This window comes from Streptomyces sp. B15 (assembly GCF_018070605.1).
Classification (GTDB): domain Bacteria; phylum Actinomycetota; class Actinomycetes; order Streptomycetales; family Streptomycetaceae; genus Streptomyces; species Streptomyces smyrnaeus.
The window spans coordinates 118738-131777 of the sequence record NZ_JAGPXJ010000001.1; the positions used below are offsets into that span (position 1 = coordinate 118738).

Annotated in this window: 12 protein-coding genes; 4 read left to right on the forward strand and 8 right to left on the reverse strand. The window is 72.8% G+C overall.

What is annotated here, in order from left to right:
• Positions 1–11 precede the first annotated feature (11 nt).
• The 6 genes from KBY19_RS00580 to htpX all read right to left on the reverse strand — a co-directional run bounded on the left by KBY19_RS00580 (position 12) and on the right by htpX (position 5249).
• Positions 12–953 (reverse strand): amidohydrolase family protein, encoded by a 942-nt coding sequence (locus KBY19_RS00580; RefSeq protein ID WP_185017578.1) that lies wholly within the window; start codon positions 951–953, stop codon positions 12–14.
• 134 nt (positions 954–1087) lie between these two features.
• Complete coding sequence (gene arsC / locus KBY19_RS00585) at positions 1088–1441, reverse strand: arsenate reductase (glutaredoxin) (RefSeq protein ID WP_099882705.1); 354 nt, start codon at positions 1439–1441, stop codon at positions 1088–1090.
• 115 nt (positions 1442–1556) lie between these two features.
• Positions 1557–2543 carry an NAD-dependent epimerase/dehydratase family protein gene (locus tag KBY19_RS00590; RefSeq protein ID WP_210955864.1) on the reverse strand — a complete coding sequence of 329 codons (987 nt, stop codon included), beginning with the start codon at positions 2541–2543 and terminating at the stop codon, positions 1557–1559.
• A 339-nt stretch (positions 2544–2882) separates the two neighbouring features.
• The gene (locus KBY19_RS00595) at positions 2883–3515 is read right to left on the reverse strand and encodes a hypothetical protein (protein ID WP_099886634.1); all 633 of its coding nucleotides are present in this window, start codon (positions 3513–3515) and stop codon (positions 2883–2885) included.
• 185 nt (positions 3516–3700) lie between these two features.
• Positions 3701–4288 carry a hypothetical protein gene (locus KBY19_RS00600; RefSeq protein WP_099882712.1) on the reverse strand — a complete coding sequence of 196 codons (588 nt, stop codon included), beginning with the start codon at positions 4286–4288 and terminating at the stop codon, positions 3701–3703.
• Positions 4289–4343: 55 nt separating this feature from the next.
• Complete coding sequence (gene htpX / locus KBY19_RS00605; RefSeq protein ID WP_099882714.1) at positions 4344–5249, reverse strand: zinc metalloprotease HtpX; 906 nt, start codon at positions 5247–5249, stop codon at positions 4344–4346.
• 298 nt (positions 5250–5547) lie between these two features.
• Between htpX and KBY19_RS00610 the strand changes: the two genes are divergently transcribed.
• Together KBY19_RS00610 and KBY19_RS00615 are read left to right on the forward strand one after the other, a co-directional pair.
• On the forward strand, positions 5548–6432 hold the full coding sequence (locus tag KBY19_RS00610) for a Cof-type HAD-IIB family hydrolase (protein ID WP_307843412.1): 885 nt from the start codon (positions 5548–5550) through the stop codon (positions 6430–6432).
• A 148-nt stretch (positions 6433–6580) separates the two neighbouring features.
• Positions 6581–6997, forward strand: coding sequence for a nuclear transport factor 2 family protein (locus tag KBY19_RS00615; protein ID WP_099882718.1), 417 nt, complete (start codon positions 6581–6583; stop codon positions 6995–6997).
• Between the two features lie 52 nt (positions 6998–7049).
• Here the strand turns inward: KBY19_RS00615 and KBY19_RS00620 are convergent, their stop codons facing one another.
• On the reverse strand, positions 7050–7925 hold the full coding sequence (locus KBY19_RS00620) for a LysR family transcriptional regulator (protein ID WP_099882720.1): 876 nt from the start codon (positions 7923–7925) through the stop codon (positions 7050–7052).
• Positions 7926–8135: 210 nt separating this feature from the next.
• Here KBY19_RS00620 and KBY19_RS00625 point away from each other — a divergent pair, with 210 nt between their 5' ends.
• A complete protein-coding gene (locus tag KBY19_RS00625) occupies positions 8136–9002 on the forward strand; it encodes a DMT family transporter (RefSeq protein WP_210964934.1) in 867 nt (288 codons plus the stop codon).
• A gap of 8 nt (positions 9003–9010) precedes the next feature.
• A complete protein-coding gene (locus tag KBY19_RS00630) occupies positions 9011–9385 on the forward strand; it encodes a VOC family protein (RefSeq protein ID WP_099882724.1) in 375 nt (124 codons plus the stop codon).
• A 13-nt stretch (positions 9386–9398) separates the two neighbouring features.
• Here KBY19_RS00630 and cydD read toward each other — a convergent pair whose 3' ends face one another.
• Positions 9399–13019, reverse strand: coding sequence for a thiol reductant ABC exporter subunit CydD (cydD, locus tag KBY19_RS00635; RefSeq protein WP_185017580.1), 3621 nt, complete (start codon positions 13017–13019; stop codon positions 9399–9401).
• Positions 13020–13040 lie beyond the last annotated feature (21 nt).

Below are 13040 nucleotides of genomic sequence, written 5' to 3' on the forward strand. Positions count from 1 at the left end.
CCGGAAGGGCCTCAGGACAGGCCGAAGAGGCGGGCCGCGTTGTCGTGGCAGACGGCCCGCAGCCACTGCGCCCCGAGCCCGGTCCGCTCCTCCAGCGATTCCAGGGCATCGGCGTAGGCGTACGGGATGTTGGGGAAGTCGGTGCCCAGCAGTACGCGGTCGCCGAGCGCGGCCAGCCGGGGCAGGGCGTCCCGGGGGAAGGGCGTGCTCTCCTCGACGAAGTGGGTGAAGGCCATCGTGGTGTCCAGCATGACCGCCGCATGGCGCTCGGCCAGCGCGAGGAAGTCGGTGTACTCCGGCATCCCGAGGTGGGCGACGACCAGCCGCAGCCCTGGGTGCCGGTCGAGTACGGCACCGATCGGACCCGGGCCGGTGAACGCTCCGGGTACGGGACCCGAGCCGCAGTGCGTCACCACCGGTACGCGCGCCTCGGCGAGCAGCCCCCACACCTCGTCCAGTTGCGGGTCGCGCGGGTCGAAACCGCCGACCTGCAGATGGCACTTGAAGACGCGGGCCCCCTGGTCGAGTGCGCGGCGCACGTCGCCGGCCGCGCCGGGTTCGGCATGGAAGGTGGCGGTGTGCAGGCAGTCGGGCGTACGGGCCGCGAAGTCGGCCGCCCAGTCGTTGAGGGAGCGGGCCATGCCCGGCTTGTGCGGGTAGAGCATCGCGGTGAACGCGCGTACGCCGAAACCGCGGAGAGCTTCCAGCCGCCGCTGCTCGTCGGTGCGGTAGCTGATCGGCCACTGTCGCCCGACCAGCGGCCCGGCTGCGTCGAAGTACGCCCACACCTTCGCCAGCAGTCGCTCGGGCATGAAGTGCGTGTGGACGTCGATCAGCGCGGGGGCGGCTATCCGGGCGCGGAACGCGTCCACCCGCGCCCGCTCCTCGGCCAGGGCCTCAGCCGTGGGCCCGGTTGCCGCCCCGCTTGCCGCTCCGGTACCCGCAGTGTCCATGCCCGTCACCCTAGAACGTGGCCCGCCCTCGTCCATGGGCCGAGGCCGGGTACCGGCCACCCCTGCGCTGTCGCGGACAGCGCAGGGGCAGAGGCAGAGGCCCGGTGCTCAGGGGCCAAAGGCCGGAGCAGGGCTCACAGCACCTCTTCGGCGACCTCGACCGGGCGGGCCAGGCGGGTGCCCTTCTCCGTCACCACGAACGGGCGCTGGATCAGGGCCGGGTGCTCGGTCATGGCTGTGATCAGCTCGTCGTCGGTCACGTCCGGCCGGTCGAGGCCGAGCTCCTTGTACTCGGCCTCCTTCGTCCGTACGGCGTCCCGTACGCCCACTCCCGCGTCGGTGATCAGCTGCCGCAGGGTGGCCGCGTCCGGTGGGGTCTTCAGATACTCCACGATCTCGATGTCGTAGTCCGCGTCCTCCAAGAGGGACAGGACCTTCCTGGACGTACCGCAGCGCGTGTTGTGGTAGATCGTCGCCGTCTTCGCCATGGCGTCATGCTAAGCCGCGATCACGCAGCGCAGCCCACCACGCCGACGGCGTTCCCCGACGGCCCCGGCCCGGCGCCATCAGCGTCCGGCCCGGCGCCGTCTGCGTCCGGCCGCATCAGCCCAGCGCCGCGAGCAGTTCACGTTCGCGCTCGGCGCCGAGGCCGGCTCGGCGGGGGCGGTCGAGGCCCTGTTCGCGCTCCCAGCGCAGTGTGTCGGCCAGCATGTCCTGGCGCGGCCGGTGGTGGAGCCCGGCGGCGCGCGCCGCCGATCCGTTCCGGGCGGAGAAGCCCTCCCAACCGGGCTCCACCAGCCACATCGGCAGCGACTCCGGGCCCATGTACTGGGCCACCTGCTGTGCGAGCAGCCAGTCCGAGTCGGCGGTGACCACCGGGCCGGTGTGCCCGGCCACGGCGCGGGACAGCTCGATCCACTCCGCAAAGGGGAGGACAGGCCCGACGGCGTTGTAGGTGCCGGTGGTGCGCTTCTCCGCGGCGTCGAGCAGCCAGGCTGCGAGGTCCCGTACGTCGACGACCTGGGTCGGAAGGGCCGGGGTGTCGGGTACCAGCATCGGACCCTGCGGATCGCGGGCGGCCCGGGCGACCCAGTAGCCCGTCCGTCCGCTGCCGTCCCCCGGCCCGCCGATGAGCCCGGCGCGGGCGATCAGCAGGCGGTCGCCCACGGCGGCCGACGCCGCCTGCTCGCAGGCGACCTTCGCCTCGCCGTACAGCGACCGGTCGGTCTCGTCCCGGTCGGTCGGGGCGAGCAGAGCGGCGGTCTCGTCCGTGTCCACCGCCGCGTGGGAGGCGTAGACGTTGCCGGAGGAGACGTACACCCAGTGCCGGGCTCTGGCTCCCAGTGCGTCGAGTGCCCCGCGTACGAAGCCCGGCTGCCATGACACCTCCAGGACGGCGTCCCAGGTGCGGTCGAGCAAGGGGGCGTACGCCGCGGGGTCGCGCCGGTCGGCGGCGACCAGCGTCGCGCCCTCGGCCACGTCTCCGCTCTCGCCGCGCGCCAGGCACGTCACCCGGTGGCCGCGCTCGATCGCCTGCCGCGACAGCTCCCGGCCCACCCACGCTGTTCCGCCCAGAACCAAGGTCTCCATTCCGTCACTCAAGCACCGTGTGACGCGCACGCCCAGACCAATTCGCCGACAGCGGACCGGGGTTCGCCGACAGCGGATGCGCCCCCGGACCCGTCAGCCCGTCACCCCGTCCCACGAACCCGCGAGCGCGCCCGCGCCCGCGCCCGCACCCGCACCCGCACCCGCACCCGCACCCGCCCCCACACCCACACTCGTGCCCGCACCCGTGCTCGCGCTCGTGAAACGGCAAGTGCGCGTACCCGTATGCGGGTACGCGCACTTGTCGACCGTCCGCGGAGCTCCGGTGTCACCGGCGGCGCCCCGGGATCTTGAGTCCGGGACCTGGGGTCCGGGACGTGGTCAGTTCTTGACCGGCCACTCCAGCGGGTCCTTGTAGAAGCCCCGGCTCAGTTCGACCGCTGCGGCCTTCTGGCCCTCGGGGATGAGGAAGGCGGAGCAGATCTTCTCCGAGTCGCCCGCGTTCAGCTTCTTGTCGGTGTCCACCGCGGGGCAGTTGGGCCACTTGGCCTCACCCATGATCACGATGAGGGCCTTGGTGCGCTTGCCCTTGTCCGTCTTGACGACCAGGTCGTCGTCCATGTCGCCGAGTTCCATGGTCTTGCCGCTCTTGTGGGTGAGCGTCGACCAGACGTACACGGGGATCTGCGGACCGTCTTCCTTGTCCTTCTTGAGGCCGGAGTTGTCCATGTCGGCCTTCGTACCGGTCTGCACCTTGGTCGGTGTGACCGTGTACGTGGCGCCCTTGGACTCCTTCGTGTCGCTCTTCTGCACCGGGCTGGTCTCGCCCAGGCTGAACGTCGTCTTGCCGCCGGACGAGTCGGAACCGGAGTCCGAACCGGAGTCGGAGTCGGAGTGCGAGCCGGAGCTGCCCTTCTTCTTCCCCGAGCCGTCCGAGTCGTTGCAGCCGGTCAGTGCCACGGCGAGCACCAACGCTCCGGCCACCGCCGGAACAGCACGAGTCCACGTACGCATGTCTTCCTCACTCTCCCCGTTGAAGCTCCCCGCGCCCGGCCGGGGCGGCTCGCCCATACAACCGGACCATTGCTTTGGCGGATGATCCTGCCAGAGCGGAATGCGCCGCTCACCGGCAGGGGTTGCCAAGAGGGTCACAAGGCCGCGGCGTCGCGAGGTCGCAGGGCCACATATGGTCCCCGGAATCACAGTCCCGGGGCACCCCAGACGGGGAACCAGCGGCTGAGGTCCTCCTCCACCGGGAGGTCGTCGGCCAGCAGGCCCCGCACTTGGAGCTCCAGGCCGTTGTCTCGCTTCTCGGCACCGCCGGACAGCGGGGCGAAGGGGTAGAAGGTGCCGCGCTTGTAGAGGTAGATCAGGGCGAGTGAGGCGCCCGATCCCTCCTGCCGGAAGGACACGAGCGAGCAGAGCAGTTGCGGGCCGAACCCGCCCTCGGCGAGGAGGGTGTTGACGGCGTGCAGGTCGTTGACGAGCGCCGCCATGTCGTCGGGCGGCTGGCGCGCGGTGAGCCATGTGTAGCCGTAGGAGTCCTGGTCGAACTCGACGGGGATTCCGCCCCGCGCGGTGTCCGCGTCCAGCAGCTCCCGTACGTCCCGCCGCAGCCGGGTGAAGGCGCCGCCCTCCACACTGGCGAAGCACACGGCGCCGACGCCGGTCGGCTCGAACGCGGTCCCTGCCTGGAGGGTCAGCGCGGCGGCGGGCAGCGCGAAGAGCTGGTCGAGGTCGGGCCGCTTGGGCTTGCTGCGGCCGAGGAGCACGTCCAGAAAGCCCACGGGCCGTCTCCCTTCGAATGTCGTCCGACGGCTCGGATGTCGTCCGGCGGCGGGCTCACTGCCCGAGCTGGGCGGATATCCGGCTGAGCTGGTCGAGCCGCTTGTCCAGCTTGGGGTGCGAGGAGAAGAGCGAGGCGAGGCTCTCGCCGGAGAAGGCGGGCACGAAGAAGAACGCGTTGTACGGCTCGGCCTTGCGCAGGTCCCGGGTGGGGATGCGGGCCATGTCGCCGCTGATCTTGGTGAGGGCCGAGGCGAGGCTGGAGGGGCGTCCGGTCAGCAGGGCGCCGGCACGGTCGGCGGACAGCTCGCGGTAGCGGGACAGCAGCCGGGTGAGCAGGAAGCTGATCACGTAGACCACCGCGCTGACCAGCGGAACGAGCAGCAGGAGCAGCCCTACCCCGTTGTTGTCCCGGCCGGCGCTGCGGCCGATGCCGCCCCACAGGGCCATCCGGGTCATGATCCCCGCCAGCACACCGAGGAACGAGGCGATCGTCATGACGGCGACGTCACGGTGTGCGACGTGCGACAGCTCGTGCGAGAGCACCCCTTCGAGTTCGTCCCGCTCCAGGCGACGCATCAGTCCGGTGGTCGCGCACACCAGGGCGTTCTTCTGGTTACGGCCCGTGGCGAACGCGTTGGGCACGTCGCTGTCGGCGATGGCCACCCGTGGCTTGGGCATGTCGGCGAGAGCGCACAGCCGGTCGACCGCGCCGTGCAGCTCCGGTGCCTGCTGCGGGGTGACCTCGCGAGCGCCCATGCTGAAGGCGGCGATCTTGTCGCTGAACCAGAACTGGGCGACAAACAGCGCGCCCGCGATCACCAGCACGATGGGCCAGGCGTTGCCCAGCACCGCCACCAGGACGCCGACGAGGACGACGTAGAGCAGGCCGATCAGGAACATGGTGGTGACCATCCGGGTGGTCAGACCACGGTCTGCGACGTAGCGCGAGTGACGGGCCATGACGGCCGCTCCTTCCCGAGGTGCGGAAGCTGTCGCGCGGAAGCTGTGGCGTGGCAGCACAGCACTTATGAGGCGCTTTCTTCGATTGTGCCTGTTTGGTGGGTGAGAGGACGATAAGACTGTTCTGACCTGCTCTGATCAAGTCAGACGCAACCGGGCCGAGGGGGTGCTCACTCCACCCCGTGCGCCCCTTCCGTGCGCTCGCGTGCCCCCTGGCCCTCGCGTTGTGCTCTCATCCGCCTCTCATATGGGCGGAGCTTCGCACGCTTGTTCAGGCATATGCGGGAAGATAGTGCTCGTGACTCATCCGACTAGTACGTCCGCCCCCTTGGTCTCCCGGTCCCCGCAGAACCCGCCGTCGCTCGGCAGGCGCACCGCGCCCCGGCTGATCGCCACCGATCTGGACGGCACTCTGCTGCGGAACGACAAGACGGTCTCCGACCGCACCATCGCGGCCCTCGCCGCGGCGGAGTCCGCCGGGATCGAGGTGTTCTTCGTCACCGGCCGCCCCGCCCGCTGGATGGATGTCGTCAGCGAGCACGTACACGGCCACGGGCTGGCCATCTGCGCCAACGGCGCGGCCATCGTCGACCTGCACGCGGGCCGCCGGGTGATCCGGGTACGGGAACTCGCGCGGCGGGACGCGCTCGCCGTCGTCCTGGCCCTGCGTACCGCGGCGCCCGGCGTCAGCTTCGCCGTCGAGCGCACCGGGGGCATCCACTACGAGCCCGAGTACCCCTCCTTCCCCCAGGACCCCGGCGTCTCCTACGCGCCCGTCGACGAGCTGCTGGCCGACGGGGACGAGGGCCACCGCGCCGAGCCCATCGTGAAACTCCTCGCCCACCATCCGGTGGGCGACCCCGACGAGTTCCTCGCCCTCGGCCGCACGGCCGCCGGCTCCCACGCCGAGTTCACCCGGTCCAGCCCCAGCGCCCTGCTGGAGATCTCGGGCCGCGGCGTCAGCAAGGCCAGCACCCTCGCCCTCGCCTGCGAAGAGCGCGGCATCAGCCCGGAAGAGGTCGTCGCCTTCGGTGACATGCCCAACGACCTGGCCATGCTCACCTGGGCGGGCACCTCCTACGCCATGGCCAACGCCCACCCGGAGGTCCTTCTCAGCACCACCCACACCACGGCATCCAACGAGGACGACGGCGTGGCCACCATCATCGAAAGCTTCCTCTGACCGGACGGTGTCCCCCCTCGGCGGCTTCTCCCGGGCCCCTCCGGCGGCCCTTGCCCCCGGCGGCCCTTGCGTCCGAACCCTTTACCTCCGGCGGCCCTTACCTGCGGCGTAATCGACGCCCTGCGGGCAGCCCGGCAGGCTGGGGCCCATGACAACCACCACAGCGGACGCCACCCGCGCCACCGTCGAGAAGTTCCTCACCCTCCGCCTCGCCGGGGACACCGAGGGGCTCACCGCGCTGTTCGCCGACGAGGTCGACTGGCAGCTCGCCGAGAACCCCGTGGTTCCCTGGATCCGGCCCCGCTCCACCGCTGCCGAGTGCGCCGCCCAGTCCGCGGAGCTGGCCGAGCACACCGTGGCGGAGGACGCCCACGCGTCCGTGGACACCTTCCTCGTCGACGGCGCCGACGCCGTCTTGACGGGGCAGCTGTCAGGAACCGTCCGCGCGACGGGCAAGTCCTTCGCGGGCCCCTTCGCGCTGCGCCTCACCGTCGAGAACGGCCGGATCACCCGGCACCATCTGTACGAGAACAGCGTGTCGATAGCGGCGGCCTGCACTCCCTGACGGGGCGGCCGGCCCTCGCCGCACCGCCCTGACCCGGACGGCGACCACCGGCTCAGCGCCGCCGGCGTTCGCGGTAGAGGTCGGTGAGGAGGGCGGCCGCCGCGTGGGTGGCCGGGTGGGGGTCGTGGGGCTGCCAGATGAGCTGGACGGGGACCGGCGCGGCGTCGCGGAGGGGGCGGTAGGTGATGCCCACCCGGCGGTACTGGGTGCTGGTCGCCTCAGGAGTGACGCCGACACAGCGACCGCCCGCGATGGCGGCGAGCCAGTCGTCGATGTCCTGGGTGTACTCGATGGCCGGGCGGGCGTCCGCCGGCCACAGGTCGAGGGTGGTGGTGCCGGTGCGCCGGTCCACCACGACGGTGCGCTGCCGGACCTCCTCCAGCCGGATGCTGCGGCGCTTGGCCCAGGGGTCGTCGGAGGCCAGAGCCAGACAGCGGCGCTCGTCACCGAGGACGGTGTGGGCGTAGCGGTGCCGGTCGACGGCGGTGCGGACGATGGCCAGGTCGCACACGCCCTCGGCCAGTCCGCCGGTCGGGCTGTTGTGCCGGATCAGCTGCAGCTCGATGTCGGGGTGGCGCTCCGCCCAGCGGCGCTGGAACTCGGTGGTGTGCCGTCCCAGGGAGGCCCAGGCGTGGCCGAGGCGGAGCCGGGTGTGCCCCGTGGTGGCCGCGCGGACCAGGTTGTCGGCCTCCGCGAGCAGCTGGCGGGCGCGGACCAGGACCTCCACCCCCGCGGTGGTGGTGCTGACGGTGCGGCTGGTGCGGTGCAGCAGCCGCACGCCGAGCAGTTGCTCCAACGACCGCAGGGTGCGGCTGACCGACGCCTGGGAGACGCCGAGTTCGAGGGCGGCGTCGGTGAAGCTGCCGGTGTCGACGATCGCGACCAGGCAGCGCAACTGGCGCAGCTCCAGCTCCGAGGTCCTGTTCATACACCCACGTCCGTACGGCCACCCACACGCCCATTCATACGCCATCCATACCGTCGGCGTATCGATGGCTCCACAGATGCATTTTGCGTATGCACGGGCGCGGTGGACAGTGCGGGCATGGCACTGCCCAGCGCTCCCGCACGTCGCTCAGCCCCCGCCGCCGAGACGGCCCGCGCCACCGGTCGGAGCCGGTGGACCGGGCTGGCGTTGATGCTGGCCAGCAGCGTCTCCAGCCAGTCCGGCGCGGCCATCGCCTCCCTCGCCTTCCCGGCGATGGGCCCGGTGGGGGTGGTGGCGGTACGCCAGTGGGTGGCCGCCGTGCTGCTGCTGGCCGCCGGCCGACCGCGGCTCGCCGCGTTCACGGCCGCCCAGTGGCGGCCCGTGCTCGGACTGGCCGTGGTGTTCGCGGCCATGAACCTGGCGCTGTACTCGGCCATCGACCGGATCGGTCTCGGCCTCGCGGTCACGCTGGAATTCCTCGGTCCGCTGACCGTCGCGCTGGCCGGTTCGCGGCGCCGACTGCACCTGGGATGCGCGGTGGTCGCCGCGGCCGCGGTGGTCGTCCTGGTGCGCCCCGAGCCGAGCACCGACTACCTCGGTATCGCGCTCGCCCTGCTGGCGGCCGTCTGCTGGGGCTGCTACATCCTGCTCAACCGCACGGTGGGAGAGCGCCTGCCCGGGGCGCAGGGTTCGGCCGCAGCGGCGCTGGTCTCGGGAGCGCTGTATCTGCCGATCGGCCTCGCCGCACTGCTGCACCACCGTCCCACCCCCGCCGCGGTGGGCTGCGCCCTGGCGGCCGGAGTGCTCTCCTCCGCCGTTCCGTTCCTGTCCGACCTGCTGGCGCTGCGCCGTGTCCCGGCCCACTTCTTCGGTGTCTTCATGAGTGTGAGCCCGGTGGCCGCGGCGCTGATCGGTCTGGTGGCGCTCGGCCAGCACCTGCCGCCGGTCTCCTGGCTGGCCGTACTCGCGATCGTCGCCGCGAACACCGTCGCCGTGGGCACCGAGTCCCATCCTCACGGCCACCGTCCGCGAGCGGTGGCGAAACGCGATGGACCGACGGGGCCGGGTGGCCGATAGTTCGTCGTATGTCTTCTCTGGTGCGCCACCTCACATTCGACTGCCACGACGCCTACCGGCTCGGCAGCTTCTGGGCCACGGTGCTGGACGGGTCCCTCTCCGACGACGACCGGCCCGGCGATCCCGAAGCGCTGGTGGAGGCGCCCGGTTCGACGTTGCTGTTCGTCAACGTCACCGACGCCAAGACCGTCAAGAACCGGGTGCACCTCGACCTCCAGCCGCAGGACCGCACCCGGGACGAGGAGGTCGAGCGCATCCTGGCGCTGGGCGCCACCCTCGTCGCCGACCACCGCACCCCGGAGGGCCTGGGGTGGGTGACACTCGCCGACCCGGAGGGCAACGAGTTCTGCGTCGAGCGCAGCGCGGCCGAGCGGGCGCGGTAGGCGGGCCGGTCGGTCAGGGCACCGCCACGGCGTGCGCCGCCGCGCGCTCGCGGGCCAGCATGGCCGCGAACGGGCCGTCGGCGTAGGCGAGTTCGTGGTAGCTGCCGCGTTCGACCGGGCGTCCGTGGTCGAGCACGACGATCTCGTCCACCGCTGCCAGGCCCTGGAGCCGGTGGGTGATCAGCACGGTGGTGCGGCCCTCCGTCGCCGCCAGCAGATCGGCGGTCAGCGCGTCGGCGGTGGGCAGATCGAGGTGCTCGGCGGGCTCGTCCAGGACGAGGACGGGGAAGTCCGCGAGGAGCGCGCGGGCCAGCGCGAGGCGCTGCCGCTGGCCCCCGGAGAGCTTGGCGCCGTGCTCACCGACGAGGGTGTCCAGACCGTCCGGCAGGGTGGCCACCCAGTCGTCGAGCCGGGCGGCGGCGAGAGCCGCGTGCATCCGGGACTCCGTCGCCGTCGTGGGGGTCTGCTCGGCCCGGGACCGGGGGAGGGCCAGCCGGAGGTTCTCCCGGAGCGAGCTGTCGAACAGGTGGGCGTCCTGGGCACAGAGGCCGACCTGCTGTCGGACGGTGTCGGTGGGGATGTCGAACGCGGAGACGGCCGGGGCCGCGCCGAAGGTGTAGGAGCCGTGCTGCGGGTCCACGAAGCGGAGCAGCGCGTTGGCGAGTGTCGTCTTGCCGGAGCCCGAAGCGCCGACCACGGCCACCCGGTGGCCCGGCACCAGGTCCAGGTCGAAGCCGAGCAGGGCGGGCGGCGCCCCGACCGGCGCGTCCGGATAGCGGACGGTCAGTCCGCGGACGCGGAGAGGGAAGGGGTCGGCCGGCAGCGGCCGGGGGGCCGCCGGTTCCTGGACGGGTGCGGGCGCGTCCAGCACCTCGTGCACCCGCTCCGCCGAGCGCCGCACCCGCTGCCGGAACTGCACCGCCTGCGGCAGCGGCGTGACGACCTCGAACACGGCGAGCGGCGTGAGGACGACCGTGGCCAGCAGCAGGCCGTCCAGCGCACCGCCCGTGGTGGCGCGCGCGCCCGCCCAGGCCGCCACCGTCACCGTCAGGCCGGCGGCGAGGGTGCTCAGCCCGGACGCCAGCGCCGTACGGGAGGCGGAGCGGGCCGCGATCCGGGTCAGCGTGGCGTCGGCCGCCGTCACCTCGGCGCGGCGGGCGGCGAGCGCGCCGGAGACCGGGAGTTCACCGGACGCGGTCCCGGTGAGCAGGTCCACCGTACGGACCGCCAGGTCGGCGCGGGCAGGGGCGAGTCGGCGCTCGGTGCGGCGCGAGAGCACCGCCGTGAGGGCCGGGACGGCGACGCCCGCCACCGCCAACCCCACGGCGAGGGCCGCGCCGGCGGCGGGCAGGAGCCAGGCGGTGAAGGCCACAGTCACCACGCCGACCGTTGCGGCGACGGTCGCCGGGAGCAGCCAGCGCAGGAAGTAGTCCTGGAGCGCGTCCACATCGGCGACGAGACGGGTGAGCAGGTCACCGCGTGCCTTGTGTTTGAGTCCCGCCGGGGCGAGGCGCTCCAGACGTCGGTAGACGGTGACGCGGAGGGCCGCCAGGACGCGGAGGGCGGCATCGTGCGAGACGAGGCGTTCCGCGTAGCGGAAGACGGCACGACCGATACCGAAGGCCCGGGTCGCGGTGACCGCCACCATGAGGTAGAGGATCGGGGGCTGTTGGGCGGCCCGCGATATCAGCCACCCCGAGGTGGCCATCAGGCCGACCGCACTGGCCAGCGCGAGCGCCCCCAGGGCGAGGGCCAGGCCGAACCTGCGGCCCAGGCCCGCCCCCCGGCCGTCGGCCCGCACCCGGGCGAGCGGGCTCCGCGCGATGGCGGCGCCCGCCCCCGTCCCGGGGCTCCGGTTCGTGGCGGCGCCCGCCCCCGTCCCGGGGCCCCGGGTCGTGGCGGCGCTCACGGCAGTGTCGGGCTGCGGGTCGGCCGGCGGCTGCGCACTGCCCCGGTACTCCCCCGGCCCCCGGTCGAGGGATCGCCCGCCGCCGCTCCCGGCGACGGGCGGCTCCGCGGCCGAGACCGGTGGAGACAGGGTGAGCACCCGGTCGGCCGCCGCCAGCAGCGCCGGGCGGTGGGTCACCAACACCACCGTCTTGGTCCTGGTCAGACGGCGGACGGCGGTCAGCACGGCCGCCTCCGTGCCGCCGTCCAGGGCCGCCGTGGGCTCGTCCAGCAGGACGAGGGGCCGGTCGGCGAGGAAGGCCCGCGCCAGCGCGACGCGGCGGCGCTGCCCCGCGGACAGCCCGGCACCGGACTCCCCCAACTCCAGCGCCGGGTCGAGCTCCGGCGCCCCGGCGTCGGCGAGGGCGCGGGCGACGGCGCCCCGGTCGGCGTCGGGACGCGCGAGGCGCACGTTGTCGGCGACGGTTCCCGCGAAGAGATAGGGGTGCTGCGGCACCCAGGCGATCTGTTGGTGCCAGGCGGCGCGGTCGAGCGAGGACAGCGGCACCCCGCCGACCAGCACCCGCCCTTGTGTCGCCGGGGTGAAGCCCAGCAGCACCGACAGCAGCGTGGACTTGCCGCCGCCGGAGGGACCGGTCAGGGCGACCGTCTCACCAGGCCGGATCACCAGGTCCGTCGGCGGGAGCGACCACCCGGTGCGGCCCTCGTGCCGTACGGCGACCCCCTCCAGCGTCAGGGGGGCCTCCCGGACGTCCACCTGGGCACAGCCGCGGGTGGGCACCGGGCGCTCCAGGACGTCGAAGACGGACTCCGCGGCGGCGAGCCCTTCGGCGGCGGCGTGGTAGTGGGTGCCCACCTGGCGCAGCGGCAGATAGGCCTCGGGGGCGAGGATGAGCACCATGAGCCCGGTGTGCAGGTCGAGGTCGCCGTGGACGAGCCGGGTGCCGATGCTGACGGCGACGATGGCGACGGAGATGGTCGCCAGCAGCTCCAGCGCGAACGACGACAGGAACGCCAGGCGCAGCGTGCGCAGGGTGGCGCGACGGTAGTCGGCGGTGATGGTGCGGATGTTGTCGGCCTGGGCCTTGGCGCGGCCGAAGACCTTCAACGTCGGCAACCCGGCGACGACATCGAGGAAGTGGCCGGACAGCCGGGCGAGCAGCTTCCACTGCCGGTCCATGCGCGACTGGGTGGCCCAGCCGATGAGCGCCATGAACACCGGGATCAGCGGCAGAGTGACGACGATGATGGCGGCCGAGATCCAGTCGGCGGTCACGATGCGGGCCAGTACCGCGACGGGCACCACGACGGCGAGGCCCAGTTGGGGCAGATAGCGGGCGAAGTAGTCGTCGAGCGCGTCGATGCCCCGGGTGGCGAGGGTGGTCAACTCGCCGGTGCGCTGAGTGGTGAGGAAGCCGGGCCCGAGCGTGGTGGCCCGCTCCAGCAGCCTCACACGCAGCTGCGACTTGACGGCGGCCCCGGACCGGTGCGCGGCCAGCTCGGTCAGCCAGGAGACCAGGCCCCGGGCGAGCGAGACGGCCGCCAGCAGCAGGAGGGCGCCACGCTCGAACTCGCCGTGCCGGTAGGCGCCGACGATCACATCGGCGAGCAGCACGGCCTGGGCGACGACGAGTCCGGCCCCGGCGAGTCCGAGGGCCACGGCCGCGACGAGGAAGACGCGCGTCGCGCGGGCGTACCGCAGCAACCGCGGGTCGACGGGCTTCATGGACGGTTCACCTCCGTTCGA